Annotated in this window: 18 protein-coding genes and 1 other RNA gene; 13 read left to right on the top strand and 6 right to left on the bottom strand. The window is 39.0% G+C overall.

The window, feature by feature from the left end:
• Window positions 1-12: 12 nt before the first annotated feature.
• The 3 genes from G4Z02_RS08920 (at window position 13) to rnpB (ending at window position 2,710) form a co-directional block, all read left to right on the top strand.
• Window positions 13-2,190, top strand: coding sequence for a polyribonucleotide nucleotidyltransferase (locus tag G4Z02_RS08920; RefSeq protein ID WP_258877672.1), 2,178 nt, complete (start codon window positions 13-15; stop codon window positions 2,188-2,190).
• Between the two features lie 12 nt (window positions 2,191-2,202).
• Window positions 2,203-2,385 (top strand): (2Fe-2S)-binding protein, encoded by a 183-nt coding sequence (locus G4Z02_RS08915; protein ID WP_258877671.1) that lies wholly within the window; start codon window positions 2,203-2,205, stop codon window positions 2,383-2,385.
• An RNA gene (gene rnpB, locus G4Z02_RS08910) (RNase P RNA component class B) lies at window positions 2,382-2,710 on the top strand. Before G4Z02_RS08915 ends, rnpB begins: the two co-directional genes overlap by 4 nt.
• 38 nt (window positions 2,711-2,748) lie before the next feature.
• Here the strand turns inward: rnpB and G4Z02_RS08905 are convergent.
• Window positions 2,749-3,087: a hypothetical protein gene (locus G4Z02_RS08905; protein ID WP_258877670.1), complete on the bottom strand. Its 339-nt coding sequence runs from the start codon at window positions 3,085-3,087 to the stop codon at window positions 2,749-2,751.
• Between the two features lie 65 nt (window positions 3,088-3,152).
• Between G4Z02_RS08905 and G4Z02_RS08900 the strand changes: the two genes are divergently transcribed.
• The 5 genes from G4Z02_RS08900 (at window position 3,153) to deoB (ending at window position 9,037) form a co-directional block, all read left to right on the top strand.
• Complete coding sequence (locus tag G4Z02_RS08900) at window positions 3,153-3,848, top strand: YaaA family protein (protein ID WP_258877669.1); 696 nt, start codon at window positions 3,153-3,155, stop codon at window positions 3,846-3,848.
• 74 nt (window positions 3,849-3,922) lie between these two features.
• A complete protein-coding gene (lepA, locus tag G4Z02_RS08895; protein ID WP_258877668.1) occupies window positions 3,923-5,758 on the top strand; it encodes a translation elongation factor 4 in 1,836 nt (611 codons plus the stop codon).
• A gap of 72 nt (window positions 5,759-5,830) precedes the next feature.
• Window positions 5,831-6,952: a radical SAM family heme chaperone HemW gene (gene hemW, locus G4Z02_RS08890; RefSeq protein ID WP_258877667.1), complete on the top strand. Its 1,122-nt coding sequence runs from the start codon at window positions 5,831-5,833 to the stop codon at window positions 6,950-6,952.
• Complete coding sequence (gene xerD / locus G4Z02_RS08885; RefSeq protein WP_258877666.1) at window positions 6,952-7,869, top strand: site-specific tyrosine recombinase XerD; 918 nt, start codon at window positions 6,952-6,954, stop codon at window positions 7,867-7,869. Before hemW ends, xerD begins: the two co-directional genes overlap by 1 nt.
• A complete protein-coding gene (deoB, locus tag G4Z02_RS08880; RefSeq protein WP_258877665.1) occupies window positions 7,856-9,037 on the top strand; it encodes a phosphopentomutase in 1,182 nt (393 codons plus the stop codon). Before xerD ends, deoB begins: the two co-directional genes overlap by 14 nt.
• A gap of 28 nt (window positions 9,038-9,065) precedes the next feature.
• Here the strand turns inward: deoB and G4Z02_RS08875 are convergent, their stop codons facing one another.
• Window positions 9,066-11,984 carry a hypothetical protein gene (locus G4Z02_RS08875; RefSeq protein WP_258877664.1) on the bottom strand — a complete coding sequence of 973 codons (2,919 nt, stop codon included), beginning with the start codon at window positions 11,982-11,984 and terminating at the stop codon, window positions 9,066-9,068.
• A complete protein-coding gene (locus G4Z02_RS08870; RefSeq protein ID WP_258877663.1) occupies window positions 11,985-15,578 on the bottom strand; it encodes a hypothetical protein in 3,594 nt (1,197 codons plus the stop codon).
• Between the two features lie 163 nt (window positions 15,579-15,741).
• Between G4Z02_RS08870 and ruvB the strand changes: the two genes are divergently transcribed.
• Window positions 15,742-16,746, top strand: coding sequence for a Holliday junction branch migration DNA helicase RuvB (gene ruvB / locus G4Z02_RS08865; protein ID WP_258877662.1), 1,005 nt, complete (start codon window positions 15,742-15,744; stop codon window positions 16,744-16,746).
• Complete coding sequence (gene queA / locus G4Z02_RS08860; protein WP_258877661.1) at window positions 16,746-17,780, top strand: tRNA preQ1(34) S-adenosylmethionine ribosyltransferase-isomerase QueA; 1,035 nt, start codon at window positions 16,746-16,748, stop codon at window positions 17,778-17,780. Before ruvB ends, queA begins: the two co-directional genes overlap by 1 nt.
• Window positions 17,781-17,801: 21 nt before the next feature.
• Here queA and G4Z02_RS08855 read toward each other — a convergent pair whose 3' ends face one another.
• The 3 genes from G4Z02_RS08855 to G4Z02_RS08845 all read right to left on the bottom strand — a co-directional run bounded on the left by G4Z02_RS08855 (window position 17,802) and on the right by G4Z02_RS08845 (window position 20,865).
• Complete coding sequence (locus G4Z02_RS08855; protein WP_258877660.1) at window positions 17,802-18,605, bottom strand: DUF975 family protein; 804 nt, start codon at window positions 18,603-18,605, stop codon at window positions 17,802-17,804.
• 79 nt (window positions 18,606-18,684) lie between these two features.
• Window positions 18,685-20,070, bottom strand: coding sequence for a tryptophanase (locus G4Z02_RS08850; RefSeq protein WP_258877659.1), 1,386 nt, complete (start codon window positions 20,068-20,070; stop codon window positions 18,685-18,687).
• A gap of 87 nt (window positions 20,071-20,157) precedes the next feature.
• Complete coding sequence (locus G4Z02_RS08845) at window positions 20,158-20,865, bottom strand: queuosine precursor transporter (RefSeq protein ID WP_258877658.1); 708 nt, start codon at window positions 20,863-20,865, stop codon at window positions 20,158-20,160.
• Between the two features lie 166 nt (window positions 20,866-21,031).
• Between G4Z02_RS08845 and G4Z02_RS08840 the strand changes: the two genes are divergently transcribed.
• The 3 genes from G4Z02_RS08840 to G4Z02_RS08830 all read left to right on the top strand — a co-directional run bounded on the left by G4Z02_RS08840 (window position 21,032) and on the right by G4Z02_RS08830 (window position 26,223).
• Window positions 21,032-21,910, top strand: a complete 879-nt coding sequence (locus tag G4Z02_RS08840) for an AraC family transcriptional regulator (RefSeq protein ID WP_258877657.1) — start codon at window positions 21,032-21,034, stop codon at window positions 21,908-21,910.
• 117 nt (window positions 21,911-22,027) lie between these two features.
• Window positions 22,028-24,961, top strand: a complete 2,934-nt coding sequence (locus tag G4Z02_RS08835) for an acyl-CoA dehydratase activase (protein WP_258877656.1) — start codon at window positions 22,028-22,030, stop codon at window positions 24,959-24,961.
• Window positions 24,961-26,223, top strand: coding sequence for a 2-hydroxyacyl-CoA dehydratase (locus G4Z02_RS08830; RefSeq protein ID WP_258877655.1), 1,263 nt, complete (start codon window positions 24,961-24,963; stop codon window positions 26,221-26,223). Before G4Z02_RS08835 ends, G4Z02_RS08830 begins: the two co-directional genes overlap by 1 nt.
• The last annotated feature ends 16 nt before the right edge of the window (window positions 26,224-26,239 follow it).

Here is a 26,239-nt window from a genome sequence, read left to right as displayed (position 1 = left end):
GAGGAAAAAGAAATGAGTAAACGAACTTTCGAGATGGATTTCGATGGTAGAAAGTTGAGCGTTGAAGTTGGCGAAATGGCTAAACAAGCTGCTGGTGCTGCGTTGATTCGATATGAAGATACCGCTGTACTTAGCGTATGCGCAGTTGGCAAACGTCCGACAACAATGAGCTACTTCCCATTGATGGTAATCTATCAAGAAAAAATGTATGCCGCTGGTAAGATACCAGGTGGCTTCTTCAAAAGAGAGGGTCGACCAAGTGATAACGAGACACTTACTGCACGCCTAATTGATAGACCGATCCGCCCACTCTTCCCCAAAGGATTTATGTATGATTTGCAAATCATCAATCAAGTGATGAGTGCAGATACTGACAACACTCCCGAAATGACAGCGATGTTTGGAAGTAGCTTGGCTTTAGGAATTAGTGATATTCCCTTCCAAGGACCGATTGCCGGTGTGAATGTCGGAATGATTGATGGGAAATATGTTATCAATCCGACACAAGAACAGCAAGAAATCAGTACCATTGAACTTAGTATTGCTGGAACAAAAGACGGAATCAATATGGTTGAATCCAGTGCTTCACAAGTCAGTGAAGAGGATATGCTAGGAGCAATCTTGTTCGGTCATGAATGGATTAAAAAATTATGTGAATTTCAAGAAGAAATCATTGCAGAAGTTGGACTTCCAGATGGTGATTATGAGTATCAATTAATCCCTGATGAATTAACCGCTGCAGTAACAGAACTTGTTGGAAAAGAACTTATCGAAGCTGTTCGAATTGAGGAAAAACTAGAACGTGGGGCAGCCATAGCAGCGATTACAGATCGCGTTGCAACACAATACGAAGAAAACAATAAAGATCTTGAACGACCCGAACGTAACGATTTAGTTAATGACGTACGTAATATTTGTAGTAACATCGTCAAAAAAGAAATGCGTCGTCTTGTAACAGAAGATAAAGTTCGGCCGGATGGTCGGAAACTCGATGAAATTCGCCCACTGGACTCGCAAATTGATTTGTTTGAGTTAACACACGGTAGTGCGATGTTCACCCGAGGACAAACACAAGCGGTTGCACTCACTACATTGGGTAGCATGAGTGAATACAAAGTGATCGATGGAATGGAAGACGAAATCGAAAAGAAAACCTTCATGTTACATTATAACTTTCCGCAATTCAGCGTTGGTGAAACGGGACGTTATGGTGGGCCTGGACGCCGTGAAATTGGTCACGGAATGCTCGGAGAACGGGCGTTACGTCAAGTGATGCCAAACGATGAAGAATTCCCCTATACCGTTCGTGTAGTAAGTGAAATTCTCGAATCCAATGGATCCTCATCGCAGGCAACCATCTGTGCCGGTAGTATGAGTTTGATGGCAGCTGGTGTTCCAATCAAAGCACAAGTAGCTGGTATTGCCATGGGATTGATTAAAGAGGGAGATTTCTATAGTATCTTAACCGATATTCAAGGTATGGAAGATCATTATGGAGATATGGACTTCAAAGTAGCAGGAACTGAAGCGGGAATCACGGCTTTACAAATGGATATTAAGATTGAAGGCCTAAGCAAAGATATTTTAGAGGAATCTTTACATCAAGCGAAAAAGGCACGATTGGAAATCTTGAATCACATGAATGAAGTTATCAGTGAGCCACGTAAAGAAGTAAGTAAACATGCACCAAAAGTCAAAATGTTCCATATCGATCCGGATAAAATCCGCGATGTTATCGGCCCAGGTGGAAAACAAATCACCCAAATTATTGAAGATTGTAACAACGTTAAAATTGATATTGAACAAGATGGTCGCGTCTTCATTATGCACAGCAACCTAGAAGACATCGAAAAGGCGATTGCTATTATTGAAGAAATCGTTAAAGAAGCGAAAGTAGGCGAAGTCTACAGTGGTAAAGTTGTCCGCGTTGAAAAATTTGGATGCTTTGTCGAATTATGGCCAGGTACGGATGGACTATGTCATATCTCAAAACTTGCTCATGAGCGCGTTGCTAAGGTCGAAGATGTCGCCAAACTCGGAGACATCATTACGGTAAAAGTGATTGGTATCGATGATCGTGGTCGGATTGATTTATCGCGCAAAGCGACATTGCCAAAACCCCCACGTACAGAGAAACAAGACCATAAACCTTACAAAAAAGACAGTAAACCAAACACATCGGACAAATAAGGAGTTTGACACATGTATCAAGATGATGATGTAATCTGTTATTGCGCGGAAGTTACGTACAAGCAGATCAAACAGGCGATTCAAAAAGGAGCCAAGACGATCGATCACATCGGTGATATCAACGAAGCTGGTATTGCCTGTGGTACATGTATTGAAGATTTGGAAATTATTGTAAAAGCGTTGATAAAAGAATAACTGGGTAATCGAGCGGAAACGTTAGGAAAGTCCATGCTAGCACAAGCTGCGATGCTTGTAGTGTTTGTGATAGAGAAAACCATAACTCTATGCACACCTTGTGTGACGGCTGGGAGGCCACCTGTTAGATGGTGGTAGTACCTTTAAAAGTGCCACAGAGACGAGCTGGATGGGAAACCATTCAGGTGGAACGGGTAAACCCCTCAAGCTAGAAACCCAAATTTGGTAGGGGCACTCCAGCGTGGGAATTGAACCAACAATGGAGCTGCGCAAGCAGAGATAAATGATTACCACCCTTTTCGGGGACAGAACATGGCTTATAGGTTTTTCTTTTAAAAAAAGAGATGGAATTTTTCCATCTCTTTAATTTACCACATTGCTTTTATCAAAGGTATCTTCTCGATATCCTGACTTAATCATTAAATAGCGTTTTGTATACGTTCCGTAAAAACGCAGAATTGATCGCAACAACCCATATCCATATAAGAGCGCAACAACTCCAAATACCAGTAGTCCGATGAAGAAGGACTCATTGCCAATTAGGATAAGACTCGATACTAGCCAAACACCGAGAATATAATATACCATAAAGGCAAGCGGGAACAGACGAATATTTGTCAATATTCGCTTTTCCCAAAATCGTTCAAATCGAGCATCGGGTAATCGTTTAAAGTACCGATCAAACAAAAATGTAACTAGCATAATATACACGTCCTTTTCTTGCCTTTATTATAGCATAATTATATAATAGATACGAGGTGAAACATATGAAAATAATTCTCTCACCCAGTAAGACCGCATCGTATCAAACGATTGCCGAATTACCTCAGTTAGACTTACTTTATCCAACGAGAACAAAAAAGCTTGTAAGTACAATCAGAAAAATGAATCAAACGACCCTTTCCAAAGCGTTACATGTGAACGGTGATTTGTTAAAACAAACGTATCACGAGTACAAGAATTTTTACAAATCTCCAGGATATCAAGCGTTTCCTAGTTTTACAGGACTGGTGTTTAAGCAACTGGACCGTGATCATTATACATCTGCTGATTATCACTACATCCAAACGCATGTTCGGATTTTTGATGCACTCTATGGTGTCTTAACACCGGGAACCCTGATTAAACCATATCGATTGGATATGAAATCATCACTAGGCTTCAACTTATATAGTTATTGGGATGTTGATGATGCCTTTGAAGATGAGCTAATTATTAATCTAGCATCCAACGAGTTTTCAAAAATGATGTCGCAACCAATGATTTCCATTGAATTTTATACCACTAAGAATGGTCGTTTGCAATCCTTAGCAACCTATTCAAAAATGGCACGGGGACAGATGTTAAATTATTTAATTAAACATCATATAACAACCCGAGACGGAATCCAACAATTCGATTGCGATAACTATCGGTATGATCCGACGCGTAGCACCGCGGATACATATGTCTTTATCCGCTAAACTTTGCCTTTTTTTATTTGATTATAAAGCGATAATATAGTACAATAATGTAACGGAAACAAGGAGGTGATCGAATGCGTAAACCAATCGACACATCAGCGTTAAGTAAACGCCAAAAAATGATTCGTAATTTTTCGATTATTGCTCATATCGATCACGGTAAAAGCACCCTCGCTGATCGGATTTTAGAATACACCAAAAGCGTCAGCGAACGCGATATGAAAAACCAAGTGCTCGATTCGATGGATATCGAACGGGAACGTGGTATTACGATTAAACTCAATGCCGTAGAACTTGAATATGAAGCGAAAGATGGCCAAACCTATATCTTTCATCTGATTGACACCCCCGGTCATGTTGATTTTACCTATGAAGTATCACGGAGTTTAGCAGCTTGTGAAGGAGCAGTACTAGTTGTTGATGCGGCACAAGGAATAGAGGCACAGACCCTTGCGAACGTCTATTTAGCTCTTGATAATGATCTTGAAATTATTCCTGTCATTAATAAAATTGATCTCCCCAGTGCAGAACCCGAGAAGGTAAAACATGAAATTGAAGATGTCATCGGTCTAGATGCCAGTGATGCCGTATTAGCCAGTGCGAAAGAAGGAATTGGGATTACGGAAATCATGGAACAAATCGTTGCTCTTGTACCAGCACCGCAAGGCGATCCCAATGCGCCTTTAAAAGCACTGATATTCGACTCTTACTTTGATGCTTATCGCGGTGTCATACCATCGATTCGTGTTATGGAAGGAACCGTGAAAAAAGGAGATCGCATCAAGATGATGGCAAGCAAAGCAGAATATGAAGTCATCGATGTCGGTGTCTACACACCAAGCGAGAAGAAGAAAGAGATACTAGGTCCAGGTGATGTTGGCTTTTTAACCGCTTCAATCAAAAACGTTCAAAATGTTCGTGTTGGTGATACCATTACCTCTGTACCACATCAAGCGGACCAACCCCTACCTGGTTATCGAACCTTAAATCCGATGGTTTTTTGCGGTTTATATCCCATTGATAGTAATGATTATGAAGATTTACGCGACGCATTAGAAAAATTGAAGTTAAACGATGCATCATTAATCTTCGAACCAGAGACGTCCCAAGCGCTTGGCTTTGGATTTCGGATCGGATTCTTAGGATTGCTTCACATGGAAATTATTCAAGAGAGAATCGATCGCGAGTTTAATATCCCAATTATTGCTACCAGTCCAAGTGTCATCTACAAAGTTCATTTAAACGACCAATCGATGGTTCGCATCGACAATCCATGTGATATGCCACCGATTCAGAAAATTGATTATATCGAAGAACCCTACGTCACCGCAACCATTATGACACCAGAAGACTACGTCGGTACAATCATGGAACTGTGTCAGACAAAACGAGGAATCTTTACCGATATGCAGTACATTGGTGAAAACCGGGTTCAGATAACGTATGAAATGCCATTACTCGAGATTGTATATGATTTCTTTGATCGCCTCAAAAGTGGTACCAAAGGATATGCAAGCTTCGATTATGAATTCTCCAATTACAAACGCAATAAACTTGTCAAAATGGACATTCTGCTTAATGGAGAGATTGTCGACGCCTTAAGTACCATCGTCTTTGAGGAATTTGCCTATCGTCGCGGCAAAGCGATTACGGAAAAACTCAAAGACGTGATCCCACGACACATGTTTGAAATTCCCGTTCAAGCAGCCATCAACACCAAAGTCATTGCCCGTAGCACCATTAAAGCAATGCGCAAGAACGTCCTAGCGAAGTGTTATGGAGGCGACGTATCACGTAAGAAAAAACTTCTTGAAAAGCAGAAAGAAGGAAAGAAACGCATGAAAGCTGTTGGGAATGTTGAAGTTCCCCAAGAAGCATTCTTAAGCGTTCTCAGTTTGGATGATAAATAACGGACAAAATTTGTCCGTTTTTTTACCTCAAAATATCGCAAATATGATACAATATAAATAGAGGTGTGCATTATGTTAACTAGTTTATATATTCATTTTCCGTTTTGTGACCATATTTGTACCTACTGTGACTTTCACAAGTCACTTGCGACCGATTCTCGAAAAGACGAATATGTTGACGCACTGGTCAAAGAGCTTTTGTATCGCAAAAAGGACTTAGTTAACATAAAAACGATATTTCTTGGTGGGGGAACCCCACTCAGCCTATCAATCACTCAATTATCACGAATCTTTTCAACGATTGAACAAGTAGTCAACATCGATTTGGTGTTGGAATATTCCATTGAGACCAATCCAAACAATGTCACCGAAGACAAAGTTCAACTTCTACAGCAATATCATATTAATCGAGTAAGTATTGGAGTTCAAACATTCAACCCCGTACAATTGGTGACACTCGGTCGTGATCATCAGGTCTCAGATGTGGCCAAAGCTGTTTCGTTATTACGACAATATCACATTGATAACATCAGTATTGATTTGATGTTTTCTCTCGTTCACCAAACAGTAGATGATGTCATATACGACTTGGATCAAGTATTGGTGTTAGACGTCCCGCATATTTCCTATTATGCGCTTATATGGGAAGAGAAAACACAATTATACCATCACTATAAACAAGGAAGAGTCACGATGAACTCCGAAGACGATGAAGCTATAATGTATCAAACGATTATTGATACGCTTACTCGTAATCGCTACAATCATTATGAAATTAGCAATTTTGCCAAACCGTCGATGGAAGCCAAGCACAACCTAACGTATTGGCGCAATCAAGAATACCTTGGGATTGGTAGTGGGGCCCATTCCTTCAATAATGGTACGCGGTTCTATCATCCAGCGAATACAAGGGAATACATCAAACGGATGAATCAAGGAGATTTCGATTGGTATCGAAATGAAGATACCAATATTCTTACTGATACCTTAATCATGGGCATGCGATTATTACAAGGAATCCATATTCCTACCATCGAACATCAATTTTCGATTTCATTAATGGAACGTTTTCCAGAGTTACAAAAACACATCAATTTAAAACTATTAACGATTGAAAATAATTATTTACGTTTTACCCGTAAAGGACTATTATTGGGTAATGAAATATTTCAAATCTTTTTGGAGGGATCATAATGTTACAACGATTATTAAAGGAATACGAATACTATTTGCGAATTACCAAAGGATTGAGTGCCAACTCTATAAGCTCCTATGTAACGGATTTAACAGAATATGTAGAGTTTGTTGGACGAAACTATAATATTAATGACCCTCAAATGATAACGAAACAGCATATTCGTAATTTTATTGCACGTTTAAAGCGAAAAAAATCAACGGTAAGTAGTATCTCCCGTAAAATGAGCGCAATTCGTAGTTTTCATAAGTATTTACTACTTGAAAAACTTGTGACAACGAACATTGCACTCGGGATTCGATTACCCAAAAAAGAGAAGAAACTTCCAGTGGTTTTGAGTGTTGAAGAAGTTGATGCGTTAATGGTTGCAGCAGGTGGAAGCGAAGCACTTGACATTCGCAACCGAGCAATGTTAGAACTATTATACGGAAGTGGATTACGGATTAGTGAGTTATTGGAATTGCGGATGGGGGATCTTCACATCAATATGGGATTTTTGAATGTATCGGGTAAAGGGAATAAAGAACGAATTGTACCAATCGGTGCCGAAGCGTCGTTTGCCTTAAAAAAATACCTGGAGCAGTCTCGTCCCCATTTAAAGAAAGTTCCTGGTGACATTTTATTCGTCAATAGTAGAGGACACGCGATGAGTCGAGTTGGTTTCTACAAAGTCTTACAGAACTTAACCCGTAAAGCGGGAATAACCAAAGACGTATCACCGCACACCCTACGTCATAGTTTCGCATCCCATTTATTAGCAAATGGTGTTGATCTACGTGTCGTTCAAGAACTCCTCGGTCATGAAGATATTTCCACAACGCAAATATACACGCATATCTCAAAGCAACAATTACAACAAGTATACGAGGACTATCATCCTCGTGCTCAACAAAAAGGAGACGATGAAGATGTTTAAACGAATCTTTCTAATTGTCATTGACAGCGTCGGTTGTGGCGCACAAGAAGATGCTCATTTATTTGGTGATGATGGAGCCAATACCATAGGTCATATTGCGGAGGCAACGGGTGGAATTCATTTGCCAAACATGGAACAACTGGGTTATGGTAACTTGACGAAAATCATTGGTGTACCACCAATAGTCGATGCAAAAGGTTATTATACAAAAATGCGAGAAATGAGTAATGGGAAAGATACGATGACGGGACACTGGGAAATTATGGGATTGAAAATTGTCGACCCATTCATCACCTTTACCGACACCGGATTCCCCCAAGAACTGCTCGATGAACTGTCGAAGCGAACCGGTCGCAACATCGTTGGTAATAAAGCCGCAAGTGGAACAGACATCATCGAAGAATTCGGTGAACATCAAATGAAAACAGGGGATTTAATTGTCTACACTAGTGCTGATAGCGTCTTGCAGATTGCTGCTCATGAAGAAGCAGTAGGTCTGGATGAATTATACAAAGCCTGTGAAATTGCCCGTGAACTAACAATGAAAGATGAATGGAAGGTTGGTCGGATTATCGCACGCCCGTTCATTGGTGATAAGAAAGGTGAATTCGTTCGTACCGCCAATCGTCACGATTATGCCTTGAGGCCATTTGAACCAACAGCGATGAATTATCTTAAAGACGCCGGATATGATGTCGTAGCGTTTGGGAAAATCAACGATATCTACGATGGTGAAGGTGTCACTGAAACCTATAAACAGAAGTCCAATCGCCATGGAATGGAAAATTTCATCGCCTATGCGGCACATGATTTTAAAGGTTTAGCCTACTTAAATCTTGTGGATTTTGATGCGTTATATGGTCATCGCCGGAATCCAGAAGGATACAAAGAAGCGTTAGAAGAGTTTGATCAACAACTTGGCGAACTGCAGAAGCAACTGAATGATGACGATCTATTAATCATTACGGCGGATCATGGGAATGATCCAACCTTTGAAGGTACCGATCATACACGTGAGTTTGTACCATTATTGGTCTATTCACCAAGTATTCAGGGAGGCGAACTGCCAATTCGGGATACATTTGCTGATATCGGTGCAACCATCTCGGAGAATTTCAAAACAAAACAAGCACAATATGGTACAAGTTTCCTAACAAAACTACAATAAAAAAAGCGTTCACAAATGTGGACGCTTTTTATAGTTCAACATCAAACGCTGCTTCGGCATCGCTAAGGGCTTTACGAAGGACACGTTTGTTTTTACGAATCAGTTCCCGTTTTTCGGCGTTTAACCCACGGGATGCTTTCCGTATGTATTTCTTATAGGGTTTGTTTACCGCTTTGATTAAAGCGTTTGTTTCTTTTAATACCTTTTTGTGTTCAACCAGTTCCTGGCTGATAAAGCGATTCAATTCTCCCAGTTGCTTGTCGTAGTAACTTCGTTCTTTTTGCTTCAACGCTTCATAATCACGTTCAATTGCTTTGTCATCGCGATAGAGTGGTGCGTTGATAACGTACTCGGTCTGTTGTTCGAGAACTTTTTGTTGCATCAGTTTTGCACGATCGACTTCATCGGTGATCCCCTCCAGAGATTCTTCACGAATCTGGTGAAGTTCTTCCAATAAATCTGAATGTTCTTGGATTTTCTCTTTTTTCAGGGCTTTTTGTTGTTGGATGAACGCTTCTGTTTCTTCATCATTGGTCATATCAAGTAGTTCTTGTTTGGTTTTATTGATGATGCGATTGGGTTCAATGATGCGATCGTTATATAGTTCTTCAGCTTCCGATATCGCTTTTTGAAGACGTTGATCCGCGCTGCTGATGGCACCACTGTTTAAGAGTGGCATGATGCCGACGGTGTCTTGCGAATGGTTGTTTTGTTCGATTTGTTGGAACTTGCCCTGGGTTTGATCGAGTAATGCCTCAAAGGCAGCAGTAGTTTGTTCTTTAAGGGCACTGGCTTCTTCAATAGCTTGCCGGGCTCGTTCTTCCGCTGCGGTAATGACGATTTCATAGCGTTTGATTTCCGCATCTTGTTCTTCTTGGACATCAATTTCATCAATCATTGCTTGATAACGATCTTGCAATTGGTTGATTTGCGCTTGAATCGATTGGTTTTCCTTTTTATCGGTAAAGAGGAGAAGTTTGAAGTTTAAGTCTTCCAGTTTATCATTTAACTCTTTGCGTAATTTGGATTTCTCATATTCGTATTTTTGACGATAATAATCAATTTTCTTATTGGCATAGGCCAACTCTTGTTCTTTGGTGAGATTGATATTTTCCACGCGAATGTCAAATTCACTTTCCGCACAGTTAATTTGCTGTTGTGCGAAGAGGATTTGATTTTGTAATGTGGTTTTAACAAAGGCGTCATTTACCTGAATTCCAAGGTTGATTCGTTCGACTTGCTCCTCGGCTAGCGAGCGTTCATTTTCATAGAGTGAATGAACTTTCGTTAACTGCAATTCCCGTTCTTTTTGAGCAATTTTAATTAGGGATTCTTGGTAGATGATTTCGCTGTTTGCTTCCTCTTTCATCTTTTCGATTTTAATCAGGGATTCGTTACGTGTTTTTAAGATTCGTTGATCGATATCGGTAAGTTGTTTATGCAGTTTAAGGTCTAAAACGGTTTTACCGATGTGATATTGTTGATCAATTTTGATGATTTCATGATGGTTCACGTTTTCTTGTAATGCAAGGAGCCGTTTGCGTTCGACTTCCTTGAGTTCTTGGAGTAATGTCTTGAATCCATCAATTAACGTATGATCGGTTTTTTCATTTTCCATCATAATATCCAGTTCGGCAATTCGAAGCGTGGTTTTCAATTGATACAATTGTTTTGTTAACTCGAGTTTTGTGGACAGAAACGATTGCAACTGATGGATATGATCCTTTGTAATTTGTTGATCATGTAGAAGTGCTTGATGATCCGATTTGATTTTGTATAAGATTTTTGACTCTTCAAATTTGATGTGTTCGAGTTCATAATTCAATTCTTGTTTGTTCATGTCTTGAACGTATTTTAGTTCGAGAGTTTTTAGTTGCTTAATCGCTTTTTCATGCGTTTTTTTTGTTTCTTGGGCAAGGAGTTTATCGGTCTTATCGGTGACGCGAGCAACATTGGATTTCTCGATTTTCTCAAATTGCTTCATTAACGTTTGGACTTTATTGAAATCTTGTTTTTTCTCGGCATCGATGATCAACAAACGAATATTTTTTAATTGCTCTTCTTTTTTCTTTTGCTCTTCGCGTTCAGCGAGTAGTTCTTGTTGGTTTTGTGCTTCTAATTTATCACGAACAGATTGTTCATAGGCTTTATACCCATCGATGATTTGCTGGCGTTTTTCATGGTATTTATCGTTGATCTGTTGTTTTTTTTCGGCGATATCTTGAAGGGTTTTTTCATGTTGTTGTGCCACTTTCTCACCCAGTAAGATTTCATCGTCGACCTCAGTAAATATCGAGAGACTGTTTGCTTGAATCGCATCTTGTTTCGCGTGATGATCTTCGAGTATTTGTGACAGTTGATTTTCCAACTCGATGATGTCTTGCTTGATGGTAGAAGTGGCTGTAATTTGGTCCATCGCATACTGTTCTTTTTGAGCATATAGTTGTTGCATTTGCTCGATAATCGCAGTAGTGATTGCCACTTGTTTGTCAAACAGCATATCATTGTTTGTTTTGAGAAGTTGTTGATAGGTTGTTTCGACCGCTCTAGTATTACTGATGGAATCGACGAGATTCGTATAGATAGCATCCAGTTCTGCGAGGGTATCACTTAATTGTGCATTGTCAAAGAAGCGAATTTCTTGACGAGCAGCGAAAATTTTATTTTCGGCGTCAATCATTTCGTTTAATTGTTCCAATACCGTTTCGCGATCTACAATATCGATGGACTTGTTGAGTTCATCGATTTCAATATCAAGATCTTGCAGTTTCTTTCGAGTCTCGTTGATGCGTTGATTGTTTTTCTTTTTCACTTCCATGTTTGCGGCTAAGACTTGATCAACGAGGTCTTTTAATAACTTCGATTCGGTCTCAATATCTTGTTCGATAATCGAAGCAATTTCTTTGTTCGCTTTGGAAATGACTTTCGGTAGAGAGGATTTTGCCATCTAGAACTCCTCCTTTCCATACATGGTTGCATTGATTGATAGTAATTCTTCTAAGGTTTCTTCATGTTTGGTTTTACTTAGTTCAAACAACGAATTGTTAAATGTTTGATTATTAGCTGAAATAAGATCATTGGAATGATCGTTTTTCGCGATAAAGTCTTGTTCGATAAGACGGTATTTTTCGATGTAGTTTTGCAAATTATCACTGAGGCGGTCGTATCCTTCTTGGAACGCCGTATATAAGGCATTTGACGCGGATGTGATAATGTTTTGATTGTTGGTTTGGAGATCGTGTAGTTGTTCTGTTTTCTCCGCAATTTGTTGATCGATTTGTTTCTGTGCATCACCAATCGATTCTTCAAGACGGGGACGAGTAGTAAAAATATTCTTTTCAAATTGATTGGTAAGGTCCAGTAATTCTTGATTGTATTTGTGTTCGTTACGGTCTTTGACTTGTGTTGCTTGTTCAACGCTATTTTGATATTGCTTCATGTTATTCAAATGGACGTTGTTTGTTTTTACAGTTGCATCGTTATAGCGTGCGGTTGCACTTTCGACAGCAATGGTGTGAATGCGATCTTCATAATCAAAGATTTTTTTGGCTTCCGCATCTTTCACTTCCAACTGTTGTAGGGCTTCTTCATAGGTTGCTTGCAACTGTTTGATTTCGTTATCAATCTTTTCTTGTTCGATCACGATAAAACGTTCTTCACTCGCTTCAATCTCTTGTTTGGATAACTGTTTTTGGTTGATGATGTCTTCTTGTTCTTGATGAATCGCTTTGGTTTGTTCCAATGCCTCATTTTTTAGATGATTGATTTGATTGCGAAATTCATTGATTTGTTGATCCAACTGATCGATAAACTCTTGCTGTTCGGCTTGTTTTTGTTGCTTAAATGCTTCCAATGCCTCATCTATAGGGATAAAGTCTTGTTGGAGCTTATCGAGAACTTGTTGCTTTGCTTTATCGGCGTTGCTGTTCGCATGATCAATCAATTGTTGATCGTGTTGTGACAATGGTTGATACAACTCGGTGATACTCGTTCGAAGTTGTTTTTGGATATCTTGTAATTTGCTGAATATTTTATGATAGGCGGTTTCTGTGATTTGGGTTAACTCGTCTAACGAATCAACATTGGCTTGCTTGATGGTATTCATTTCTTGTTCAATCAATAAACGAATGACTGTCTTGTGATCCTGCTCACTGGTATGAACCGCATTCAATTCACGCGTCAAGTCGGATTGCGCTTTTTCAATTAATCGATTATATTTTTTGATTTGTCCTTGGTCGGAAGTAGCGGCAATTTTATTGTGATGGTTGGCTTGTTCAATATCGCTCATGAACTGCATTGCATCAGTTAATACTTCATAGGTTCGGGATAGGTATTTGGATGCTTTTTCTTGTAATGAATCGCTCGATAAGATGATTTCTCGAATTTGTTCAACACTGAGTTTGTCATCTTGATAGGACGCGATTATATCTGTAATAAAATCAACAAAAATGGCATTGTTGGTATCCAATTTACTAAGACGTTCATCAACAATGGCTTCGGTTTTGATTTTATTCTTCATTGGTTCACGAAGTTCGCGATTTAAGGCTTCATCAATTAGATGAATTCTCTTTTGGGCTTCGTTTTCCAGAGCGTTCTTTTGCTTGTTAAACTCGGTAGTTTTGGTTTCAATCTCCAGATGAAGATTGGCCGCATAGGCATCTTTTTCATATTTTGCCTTGGAGGCTTGTTCTTCGAGTTTCAGCAAGTCTTCTTCCAAGGCTTTCTGAATCACTTCGACTTTATAATCGGATTCGATTTTCAGATTTTTGATGGCGTACTCAATTTCCTTGATACGAAGCGCATTATGCTTGCGGATATCAATTGCCACAAGTTTCTTATTTTCTTCTAAAATACTTTGCTCGGTTTTATACTTACTGTCGAGTAAACGACGCTCCAATTTTGTATTATTGAGTCGTAATTTGTAGACCTCTTCCGCTTTAGAATGTTTTAGTTTCGCTTTTTCTAAGGCCTTATCATATACTTCTTTGTTGCGAATATCGGCGACGTCTTTGTGATATTCACTGAGAAGTTCCTTGGTTTTAATCTCTTGCATCGCAATATCAAATGCAAGTTCATTATCAATAATCTCTTTTTCATATTCTTGTTTGGCAAATTTAATTTTATAGCGTTCTTGAACTTCGTTAATTTCGATATTTTCACGTAAGCGATTGACTTCAATCTCTTTTAGTGGATCAGCGGTATCGAGAAATTTATTGATGTCATCAATTAGATAATTATTATCAGCGATTTTTTCAAGATAGGTTTGCGTCATTTCAATCGTGCTTTTTTTCAGGTTATGGAAAATATTCGTATACTGTGTGATGAAATCCGCTTTGAGTTGTTCATGTTTGTATATGTACTCGTTATTGGTTAGTTCAAACTCGTTTAATTGCTCTTTTAAGACAATATTTAAATCACGGAAGTAATCCCCTGTTTCTTTTAAGTTCTTTTGATCGTTTAGCAAGAACACACGTAGCTTTTCGAGATTGTCTTGTTCAAATAACAAGGAATTCTCAATCAGCTCTCTTTCATTTTTTAAAACACGTACTTCTTGATGCAAGAGGCGTTCTTCATACTGCAATGTCGTAGAGGCACGCATTTGAAATAAGTCGATTTTAGCCATGATATTTCGACGGGCTTTTTTATCAGACTCTTCAAGTTCTGTGAGTTGATCTTCTAATTTTTTAATATTGATATCCAAATCAACGTTTACAAGCTGTGTACGAGCTTCAAATTGCTCCTTTAAATCCGCTATTCGTTGATCAATGATGTCAATTTTCGGTTCATAATGATTCGAATATTCAATTTTTAGAGAATCAACATATTCATTGATATTGGCAATTTGTTGATTTGCAGTTTTTCGTGTATTGGTCGCTTGGGTTGACAACATTCGAGATGCTTTTGTAAGTGTGCTTTGAATGGCTTTGTCGTCTTGTTCTTTTTCATCGAAGAAGGCTTGAACTCGATTGCTCAAATCGTTAATCGTCGTATGATAGAATTCTTCAATCTTCTCAATCTGTTTATTGATATCCTGTTGATATTCATCAATTTGCTCATGATGTCGTTGTTTATTGTTTTCAAAGTTATTGTTGTAAATGTCCAATTTCTCTACATAGGACTCGATATTGGTTTTGAATTTAATTTTAATTTCGTCAATTAATTGCTGCTCTTCTAATTGTAGCTCTTTAATGGCCTCATCAATCACTGCTTTTTGCTCGTTAGCAGCAGCAGTACGTTCATCAATGTAGTTTTGAAGTTCCTCTTTGTATCGGGGTTCCCGTCCACTTATTTTTTTAAGTTTGTTTTCAACGGCACGTTCAATTCGTTGGTTTTTAAGCAATGACTTTTCTTGTAATTGATTGATGACGGACGTTGATTTCTTTTCTTTTACTAAAAAATCCTTGTGTGCTTTCAAAGATTTGGTTTCATGACTACTATTCAATTTTTGGATGGCTTTCTCTATTGGTGCAATTTGTTTTTGAAAGTCAAGCTCGATATCATAGGAAGCAATATCGTATGTTTTGAGGATATTTTCTTTCATCTTGTTGCACCTCCCGGAATATCTAATTGTTAAGCCATTCCCCTTCATTTTATTGTATCATACTTATTTTTAATATACAATAATTAGTGTATGAAGTTTCAATTAATGAAAATTCTTTTGTAAAATAGACCTAGAACAAGTATAATTTTTATGAGGTGTTACTATGAGTGAACGTGTCTATACAAGCGATATACTACCTGAAGATATTGAAAATCATTCCTTGCGTCCGAAATATTTAACCGAATACATTGGCCAAACGGAAGTAAAAGAAATGATGGATATTTTTATTCGTGCAGCAAAGAATCGGAACGAGGCATTGGATCATGTCCTTTTGTATGGTCCGCCTGGGCTAGGTAAAACTACTTTGGCTAATATTATTGCGAATGAAGTAGGAGTTAACATAAAAATAACAAGCGGTCCTTCAATCGAGCGTTCAGGAGATTTAGCCGTCATTTTAACCAGTTTAGAACCCGGTGATATACTCTTTATTGACGAAATCCATCGATTACCACGTGTTGTTGAGGAGATATTATATCCAGCAATGGAGGATTATGTGATTGATATTATCGTCGGGCGCGATTCGACCAGTAAATCAATTCGTGTCGATTTACCACCGTTCACTTTAGTTGGTGCAACCACTCGATTCGGCGATCTTAGTGCGCCTTTACGCGACCGCTTTGGTGTTGTTCATAAACTTGAATATTATAATGAAGCTGAGTTGAAGGAAATTTGTCAACGAACGGCCAATATATTTGAAACGGAAATCCATGAAGATGCAACGTTTGAAATTGCTCGCAGAAGCCGCGGAACCCCTCGTATCGTCAATCGCCTATTCCGTCGTGTACGTGATTTTGCGGATGTCTTAAATGACGGCATTATTGATATGGATATGTGTAAACTAGCTCTCGGAAAACTAAACATCGATGAAATTGGACTTGATGGTAAAGACTATGCCTATTTACTGGGAATCATTGAGAATTTTGGTGGTGGTCCAGTTGGATTGGACAGTTTGGCAGCGTCGATTGGTGAAGAACCGACAACCATGGAAGACGTCTATGAACCTTATTTACTTCAGATTGGGTTCATTAAACGCACTCCTCGTGGTCGTGTGACTACTGAAAAAGCTTTTAAACACTTTAAAAAGTCCCATAATATGAGGTTGTTCTAATGCATATCAACGATTTTGATTATATATTACCAGAAGAGTTGATTGCGCAAACGCCATTACAAGATCGCAGTGCATCCCGCTTGTTGGTATTGAATCCAACTACCGGAGAGATTGTCCATGAACACTTTAAACACATCACCGACTTTTTACAGTCCGGTGATGTTCTTGTCCTCAATGATACATCCGTTATCCCTGCAAGAATCATTGGTACAAAAGAGGAAACCGGGGCAACAATCGAGCTGTTACTACTAAAGCAATTACAGAACGATATATGGGAATGTCTGACTAAAAAGGCTCGTCGTGTTCATGTTGGATCGGTTATTTCATTTGGTGACGGACGACTAAAAGCTCGTTGTATTGCTGAAAAAGAAGAAGGATTACGTGATTTTAAACTTGAATATGACGGTATTTTATTTGAGATTTTAGATCAATTGGGAGAAATGCCACTTCCCCCCTATATCCATGAAAAACTAGAGGATCAAAATCGGTATCAAACCGTATACAATAAATACAAAGGTAGTGCCGCAGCACCAACTGCTGGATTACACTTTACGAAACCGTTGTTAAGACAGATTGAAGATATGGGTGTTACACTCGCATACATTACATTACACGTCGGTCTTGGAACGTTCCGCCCTGTTCAAGTGGAGCAGATTGAAGACCATCACATGCATACCGAGTATTATCAAATGTCAGCAGAAACAGCTGCCATTTTAAACAAAGCTAGTCAAGATAACCGTCGAATAATTGCGGTTGGAACGACTTCGCTGCGCACATTAGAAACGGTAATGCGAGATTATGATAACTTTAATGAAACATCAGGATGGAGCGATATATTTATATATCCTGGACATGTCTTTAAAGCGATCGATGGATTAATTACAAACTTTCATCTACCAAAGAGTACATTGTTGATGCTGGTTAGTGCTCTGGCTGGAAGAACCGCAATTATGAATGCCTACCATGAAGCCATTAAAGAGAAATATCGGTTCTTTAGCTTTGGTGACAGCATGTTTATATTACCCCAAAAATAAAAACGGACGTGGTCCGTTTTTTTAATTGTAATAATCTGCGAATGGATCGTCCTCTTCCTCGTCATCTGTCACATCAAGGGGATCGTTTTTCATTACTGGTGGTGATGATTCCGCTGATGTACTTGGTTTTCCTGGTCCCGTCAAGTCGAGATAGAATTCAGCCGTTACTTGTTGAATATATGGGCCAAGGATAAAGATTATGACGACTGCTATTCCGCCTAGTAGTAAGCTGAATATCGTCCATGCCTCAATCACTACTGCAACAATAGGTAACATAATCACAAATGGAATAATCCACCAAATAATCGATAGTATCAATAAGAAATATTCCATTTTATGGCCATCCATTAACTCTCTTGATTCGGTGATTGGTTCAGTTCCCTCGAGAGAATCATACATCGGATCTGCTAAGATATAGGACGTCATTGCATACGAGAATGCTTTTATGATTCCGGGAATAATAAACAGTAATGTCCATAATCCGGTAAATAATTGGACCAAAAACATCGTTAATAAGGATCGTCCATATTGTCCTCTTCGAAATGGATAAAACATTTGATCGAGGTTGGTTGGTGTTCCCTCTGCTAAATCAAGATGGATTCGATTGTATCCAACCACAAGTGGTATTAACAGGATACTGATAATACCAACTATTTGTGAGACCGGTAGTAGAAATGCTAGATTGTCAACGCCAAGACGAGCTGCTTGAACCAATGAATTCGGTAATCCATTAATTGCAGAGAATAAGATCATCGCAATAATTGCAATCCCCCAATTTCCCTGTAAATGTTGCCGTGCTCGCGTTTTTAATTCTCGAAATGTCATATAACATCCCCCTTTGTAAAATATCTACCCTATTGTAACAAATATGCAGTCATGTGACAATAAAAAAAGCCATGAAGGCTTATTTTATTGGTTTTAATCTTGCAGTGAAGTGACGTAAGACAGGGGGTTCGTAATCAAACGTCAGTCCTTTTAACGAATGACGACGATTGTAAACAGCAATCACAGCATCAGCAACGACATCAAGATGACGATACGTATAAGTTCGTCGTGGGATTGTCAATCGCATTAGCTCAAGAGGTGACTCTAAGTTTTCATGGGTATCTGGGTCTCGACCCAGTAAAAAACTACCAATTTCAACTGGTCGTACCCCTGCTTCAAGATAGACCTCATTACAAACGGCTTGTGCTGGGAACTGATGATAAGGGATTTGGGGGACCATTTTCTTGCAATCCACAAATACCGCATGTCCTCCAGTCGGATATTGAATTGGAACACCTGCTTCACGAAGGCGATCCCCTAAATACCGCACTTGATCCAATCGATGTTGTAAGTAATCCGTTTCAAGGGCTTCGAGTAACCCCACACTAAGTACTTCCATATCCCGACCAGCTAGTCCACCATAGGTTGGAAATCCTTCCATCGGAACGATGTAGGTACGGCACTTGTTGTATAAATCTTCATTATCTTTAATAACAATGAGACCACCAATGTTGCTCAACCCATCTTTTTTACTAGACATTAAAAAGATATCAGCTAATTGAAATGCTTCGAAGACAATTTCCTGAATCGTCTTATCTTTGTATTCTAATTCCCGTTGTTGGACAAAATAGGCATTTTCTGCGTATCGAGCACCGTCAATTAATAACGGAATATTAGATTCTTTAGCGATGGTGGCAACACGTTTCATATTATCCATGCTAACCGGCTGGCCACCAGCTGAATTATTAGTAATTGTCATTATAATTCCAGCAATATTTTTAGCACCTTTTTTCTTAATTAACATAACCAAACGATCGACATCGAAATTCCCTTTAAAGGGATGATATGTCTCGGTGTCCAAAACAGCATCAATGTTGCAATCAATCGCACGGGCACCGGCCATTTCGACATGGGCTCGTGTGGTGTCAAAATGCATATTACTAATAAAGTACATGTCATCATGATGAACTAGTTGAGGCAATAGTACTTGTTCTGCACCACGACCTTGATGTGCCGGAATAACATATTGATACCCAGTAATCTCTTTGACGACACGCTCCAATTTATAAAAACTTCGACTTCCAGCGTACGCTTCATCGCCTTGCATCAGTGCCGCCCATTGAAAATGGCTCATTGCCCCGGTACCGCTATCTGTTAGCAAATCAATGTACACATCTTCACTACGCAAAGAAAAAGGATTATATCCTGCTTGTTTAAGTAACTCCTCGCGTTCTTCCCGCGATGTCATTCGAATCGGTTCCACCATTTTAATTCGATAGGGTGGAGCGACGTATTTGTTGTCCATAGTATCACCTCGTCTAATTTATACCAAAAGTATTATATCTTATAATGATAGCGTTTACAATGATAAATCAAAAAAATAGGACAAGTCCTATTCTTCATTTAATAGTGGTAGTGGTGTAATACGTTTCATTAGATACACAAATGGCGTATCCAACATCGCTACAATCACTTTAATGATGTATGTTGTGATAAAGATTTCTCCGATGATATCCCATGGTTGCCAGCCGATAAAAGCTAGTGGTACAAACAACGTTGTATCAATCAATTGTGACAACATCGTCGATCCGTTGTTCCGCAACCACAAGTATTTGTCCGCCGGAAACTTCGAGCGAATCTTTTGAAACATAAAGACATCAAATAGCTGAGATACAATATAGGCAAGTAAACTCGCACCAGCAATCTGTGGCATTACATCAAAGATGTTAACGATGGCGATATGAAAGATATCTTGTTCATCTAAGGGATTGAACGCAATTGCCATTTGCATTATGATAACTGTAGCTAGTAAGCTATAAAATCCAATATAAACAGCTTTCTTTGCCATTTTATGTCCGTATTTTTCACTCAATGTGTCGGTAATGAGAAACAATGTTCCATACATGATGTTTCCCAGTGTCGCAATAATAGTAATATCACCAAGTTCAAACATGATGGTTTTGGTTACTTGAATATTGGCGATGATTGTACCTAGGGCAATCCAAGCGAATAACCCCGTTTTTCCGAACAACTTATACATACCTACTATTAAAATAAAATTCACCATGGCAAATAATAGCCATAATAGCTCATTACTCATAGATAGTCCTCCTTAGTTTTGATATCGCAGGATGGTTCCGAACTGCGTGAGCGTTCTAACTATATAATAGAATTGTCTTATTGTCAACTAGAACATATAATAGAAGTGAGCATTTCAAATCAAAACAAATCCAACTCGATTTGGTATTGTAGTAGTGGAGGTGACCATGAAATTAGACATACAGCAGGCAATCAATTGGCTTGAAGGTAAGCTTGAAGAAGAGATTACACTACAAGAAATTAGTAACTATATCCGCTACAGTAGTTCGCATACGAGTCGTGAGTTTAAACGCTACACGGGTAGTACCTTACGAAATTATATCCAACTACGCCGATTAACCAAGGCGGCGATGATGCTTCGTGATCATCAAATTCGGATTATTGATGTGGCGGTGCAATTTGGATATGGCAGTCAAGAAGCATTTACTCGCGCCTTTGTCAATGCATTTTCGATTACTCCTGGTGAATACGTACAAACAAAGCGAATGATTCCATATGTGTTTAAGAAAGATGTGTTATTTCCCACTAAAATTCCATCCAAAGGAGAGATTATTATGGTACACGATTCCGAGATTAAGATTCGATTTGAAACTATGCCCGAACACAAATTTATTTATTTGACACGTGATAACGTCACCAATTACATGGACTTTTGGACCCTGGTTGATCAAGAAGAAGGGAATGATTGCGATGAACTACACGGCGTGTTGGCTAGTATCCCAGGACGATACAGTGAAGGGTATGGAGCCTTTACCGCAAACGGTTATCTATTTGGTAAAGATGCTGCGATAGACTATCAGGTAGATCCTAGATATGGTTTTCAAGAAGTCATTATTCCAGAACAAACCTATCTTGTCTTTGAACATCCTGGTTTCACAGAAGCCGAGTTCGAGATGGCGTTACGACAAGTTCGTCGGATTGCCCTAGAAGATTTCGATGTCGATATCAAAGACTACGAATTTGATCAATCATTTGTGAAAGCCTATGAGCACAGCGGTATGGAGCTTTGTTATTATTTCATTCGCATTCCCCTAAAAAGCAAGTAATTCTTGCTTTTTTTATTTAGAATAAAACGTTTTACAATAGAAGTCTTGTAAATAAGCCTTACAATTTCATAAATTTGTAGTAAAATGAATACTGTACATTTAAAAAGTGGTGGTTCGATGTTACGAGTAGGTATCGATATTGGTTCAACGACGATCAAGTGTGTTGTCATTGATGAAGACGCCAATATCCTATACAAAGACTACATGCGCCATAAAAGCAGTATTACGAAGTCCTTTACAAAATTAGTACAAGGTATTCAGACTGAATTTAATGGAGCTCATATGCTTGTCAATATTACCGGTAGTGCCGGTATGCTTTTAGCCACGGACATCGGCATTCAATTTACCCAAGAAGTCATCAGTGCGACAACAGCCTTACAGCACGAGTCTGGTGATTTTGATGTCTGCATCGAACTGGGCGGTGAAGATGCCAAGATTATTTTCTTCGATGGCAACAATATCGAACAACGCATGAATGGAACCTGTGCTGGTGGAACGGGTGCATTTATTGATCAAATGGCAACCCTATTAGACGTTAATAGTAGTCAAATTAATGAACTTGCTAAAGATTATGATAAGATTTATCCCATCGCTTCACGATGCGGTGTATTCGCCAAGAGTGACATTCAACCACTATTAAATCAAGGGGCAAATCATAACGATATCGCAATCAGCATCTATCAAGCGATTGTCAATCAAACGATTGCCGGGCTTTCACAAGGACGTAAAATCCAAGGTAAAGTGGCTTTCCTAGGAGGTCCATTGACATTTGCTTCGGAACTTCGCAAACGATTTATTGAGTTTCTCGACTTAACGGATGTTTTTGTTCCTCAAAACGGAGAAGTGTTTGTCGCCTATGGCGCCGCACTCAGTGCCGAGGAAACGAATGTTACCATTGATGAACTCGTACAAAAAGTAGAAGCATACGATCAGCGGGATCACAAAAAAGTCAAGAAAACACTCCCCGCATTATTCGATTCCAATGATGAATACGATCTGTTCATTGCCCGTCATGAAAAAGATGCTGTCAAAGAAGAAGATTTGGCGACTTATTCCGGTAATGCATATCTAGGTATTGATGCTGGAAGCACTACAACTAAGCTAGTATTGCTAAGTGAACATAATACCATACTCTATTATTATTACTCCTCTAATAAAGGGAATCCAGTTGACGTTGTCAAAGCTGCATTGTTTGACATGTATCAACAAATGAATGATAATACAACGATTGTTGGGGCCTATAGTACTGGTTATGGAGAAGAATTAATCAAACATGCATTTCGTCTCGATGGTAGTGAAGTGGAAACGATCTGTCATTATCGGGCCGCATCCTTTTTCAACCCAGATGTCGACTTCATCATTGATATTGGTGGCCAAGACATGAAATGTTTTAAGATTGATCAACAAGTCATCTCCTCAATTATCTTAAATGAAGCCTGTAGTAGTGGCTGTGGTAGCTTTTTAGAAACATTTAGTACATCATTAGGCTATGACATTAAAGAGTTCGCAGAACTTGCGCTAGATGCGAAGTATCCGGTGGATTTGGGTAGTCGGTGTACCGTATTTATGAATAGTGGTGTAAAACAAGCCCAAGCCGAAGCGGCCACCACTCATGATATTAGTGCTGGATTAGCGTATAGTGTTGTGAAGAACGCATTGTACAAAGTGATTCGGACTGTTGATATACGTCGTGATTTAGGGGAAAACATTGTTGTTCAAGGAGGAACCTTCTACAACAATGCTGTATTGCGGGCATTTGAAAATGAAATAGGTATGCATGTGATTCGTCCCAACATCGCTGGTTTAATGGGTGCTTTTGGTGCTGCCTTAATCGCTCGTGAAGAAGCTGTTGAGACGACATCATCCGTCCTTACAGAAGACGAATTGCAAACATTTACTTATCGAACGAAAAAGGCAGTTTGCCGTAAATGTAGTAATTATTGTGGTCTTACTGTGAATATTTTTAAAAACAAAACCTATATTAGTGGGAATCGCTGTGAAAAAGGGGCTGGTCTGAATACGCATAAAGACGACATTCCCAATCTATACCTATATAAATACGATAAAATTCTCTCATACCAATCCGATTCTAGTAAAGAATATAAAGGATCTGTCGGTATTCCGCTGGTATTAAATATGTATGAAAACATTCCATTTTGGTGGACGTTCTTTGATTCGCTTGGTTATCAAGTCGTGTATAGTGATCGCAGTAGCAAAGACATCTACGAAATGGGACAAGGAACCATCCCCAGTGATACAGCATGTTATCCTGCAAAACTCGTTCACGGTCACATTGAAAATCTAATCAATAAAGATGTGGACTATATCTTTTATCCCAATATGCCCTACAATTTTATTGAAAAAGATTATCGTGATAACGAGTACAACTGTCCTGTTGTTGCCTTTTATCCCGAAGTGATAAAAGCCAATGTCGATGATTTGGATTTGAAGACATTTGTCAGTCCATACATTAGTTTGAATGAGAAGGTTCATTTCCTAAAAAACCTAATGGATTCGTTTGACATCAAACGTCTCGTCACCAAAAAAGATATTAAGAAAGCGTATAATCTGGCATTGGACGCATATTATGATTACCGCGAAGATATCTTTTTAAAAGGCGAAGAAGCGTTACTCTATGCCAAATTATATAATAAGAATATCATCCTATTAGCAGGTCGACCCTACCACGTTGATCCCGAAATCAATCATGGGATTCCGAAACTGTTGCAAAGTTTGGATATTGTTGTCATTAGTGAAGATAGTGTCAACTTTAAAGCCGATCAAGAACTCGTCAAAGTACTTAATCAATGGACATATCATACACGTCTATACGACAGTGCGAAATTCATCAGTACATTGCCCAATGCGAATCTGATCCAGTTGATTTCATTCGGTTGTGGTTTGGATGCAATCACATCCGATGAAGTTCAGGCGATTTTACAAAAAGAAGGAAAAATATATACGGGTATCAAGATTGATGAAGTTAACAACCTAGGAACAGCGAATATCCGAATTCGCAGTCTCCTTTCAACGATGAAAGGAGGAGCATAATGGCAAAATTAGTATACGATGATACCGGACGTTTACTGTTCACGGAAGAAATGAAGCACGAATACAAGATTCTGATTCCATCGATGGCACCCTACCATTTTGAATACTTTGTTCATACCTTGAAAAGCGAAGGATATGATGCAGAGGTATTGCAAAATACGCATTTTGATGTAATTCATGAAGGAATGAAATACAGCCATAATGATATTTGTGTACCGGCTATGCTTGTCATTGGCCAATTCATTGATGCGATGAAACAAGGTGGGTATGACATTCACAAAGTTGCCTTGATCATCACCCAAACCGGTGGTGGTTGCCGTGCTAGTAATTATGTCAGTCTCATTCGCAAAGCGTTTCATCAAGCCGGATATGACTTCATCCCTATCATTAGTGTCAATGCGGTTGGACTGGAAAAAAATCCCGGATTTAAAGTCACAAGCAACATTCTCCTCAAGCTTATCACAGCACTTGCGATGGGCGATTTATTGATGCAACTCTATAATGAAACAGCTCCATACGAAATTAACGAAGGCGATACCGAAGCTGTCTACCAAGAGGTAAACAGTTTTCTTGATGAATACTTCTATCTCCCTGGACGAAAAGTCTTTTATCATCCGAACAAGCTATTTGAACGAGTGATAAAACGATTTAGTGAAATACCAGTTGATCGTTCTATACCGAAACCGAAAGTAGGAATTGTCGGTGAAATCTATGTCAAATACAGTCCTCTTGGAAATAATGATTTGGAAAACACGTTGCGTCAAGAAGGCTGTGAAGTGGTGACACCAAATATCCTTGATTTCTTCCAATACACTTTTGACTCCTCACGGCATGATATCTATAAATACGGGGGACGTAAAATTGTTGCTAGGATGTATCAGTTCTTAATCTGGTTTATCGAGTATCGTCGCAACAAAATCCGGCGTCAATTGAAAAAGTATGGTTTCCGCGTTTTCACATCGTACTATGAATTGCGTCAAATGGGTCTCGACATGCTCGATCATGCAATGCATGTTGGTGAAGGATGGCTATTAACCGCAGAGATGATCGAGTTGATTCATATGGGTGCACCGAACATTGTCTGCACACAGCCGTTTGGCTGTTTACCGAATCACATTGCCGGTAAGGGAATGTTCAAGAAAATTAAACAGGCCTATCCTCAAAGTAATATTGTCGCCATTGATTACGATACAAGTGCAACGGAAATCAATCAATTGAATCGAATTAAGTTAATGATCACCAATGCAAAACGAAATTTATAACTAAAATCCTTAACCA

The organism is Candidatus Xianfuyuplasma coldseepsis, assembly GCF_014023125.1.
Classification (GTDB): Bacteria; Bacillota_I; Bacilli_A; order Izemoplasmatales; family Izemoplasmataceae; genus Xianfuyuplasma; species Xianfuyuplasma coldseepsis.
This window is presented reverse-complemented; position numbering and strand designations above follow the sequence as displayed.

Coding starts and splice junctions, on each gene's coding strand:
- G4Z02_RS08920 (WP_258877672.1), top strand. CDS start 13: ATGAGTAAACGAACTTTCGAGATGGATTTCGATGGTAGAAAGTTGAGC.
- G4Z02_RS08915 (WP_258877671.1), top strand. CDS start 2,203: ATGTATCAAGATGATGATGTAATCTGTTATTGCGCGGAAGTTACGTAC.
- G4Z02_RS08905 (WP_258877670.1), bottom strand. CDS start 3,087: ATGCTAGTTACATTTTTGTTTGATCGGTACTTTAAACGATTACCCGAT.
- G4Z02_RS08900 (WP_258877669.1), top strand. CDS start 3,153: ATGAAAATAATTCTCTCACCCAGTAAGACCGCATCGTATCAAACGATT.
- lepA (WP_258877668.1), top strand. CDS start 3,923: ATGCGTAAACCAATCGACACATCAGCGTTAAGTAAACGCCAAAAAATG.
- hemW (WP_258877667.1), top strand. CDS start 5,831: ATGTTAACTAGTTTATATATTCATTTTCCGTTTTGTGACCATATTTGT.
- xerD (WP_258877666.1), top strand. CDS start 6,952: ATGTTACAACGATTATTAAAGGAATACGAATACTATTTGCGAATTACC.
- deoB (WP_258877665.1), top strand. CDS start 7,856: ATGAAGATGTTTAAACGAATCTTTCTAATTGTCATTGACAGCGTCGGT.
- G4Z02_RS08875 (WP_258877664.1), bottom strand. CDS start 11,984: ATGGCAAAATCCTCTCTACCGAAAGTCATTTCCAAAGCGAACAAAGAA.
- G4Z02_RS08870 (WP_258877663.1), bottom strand. CDS start 15,578: ATGAAAGAAAATATCCTCAAAACATACGATATTGCTTCCTATGATATC.
- ruvB (WP_258877662.1), top strand. CDS start 15,742: ATGAGTGAACGTGTCTATACAAGCGATATACTACCTGAAGATATTGAA.
- queA (WP_258877661.1), top strand. CDS start 16,746: ATGCATATCAACGATTTTGATTATATATTACCAGAAGAGTTGATTGCG.
- G4Z02_RS08855 (WP_258877660.1), bottom strand. CDS start 18,605: ATGACATTTCGAGAATTAAAAACGCGAGCACGGCAACATTTACAGGGA.
- G4Z02_RS08850 (WP_258877659.1), bottom strand. CDS start 20,070: ATGGACAACAAATACGTCGCTCCACCCTATCGAATTAAAATGGTGGAA.
- G4Z02_RS08845 (WP_258877658.1), bottom strand. CDS start 20,865: ATGAGTAATGAGCTATTATGGCTATTATTTGCCATGGTGAATTTTATT.
- G4Z02_RS08840 (WP_258877657.1), top strand. CDS start 21,032: ATGAAATTAGACATACAGCAGGCAATCAATTGGCTTGAAGGTAAGCTT.
- G4Z02_RS08835 (WP_258877656.1), top strand. CDS start 22,028: ATGTTACGAGTAGGTATCGATATTGGTTCAACGACGATCAAGTGTGTT.
- G4Z02_RS08830 (WP_258877655.1), top strand. CDS start 24,961: ATGGCAAAATTAGTATACGATGATACCGGACGTTTACTGTTCACGGAA.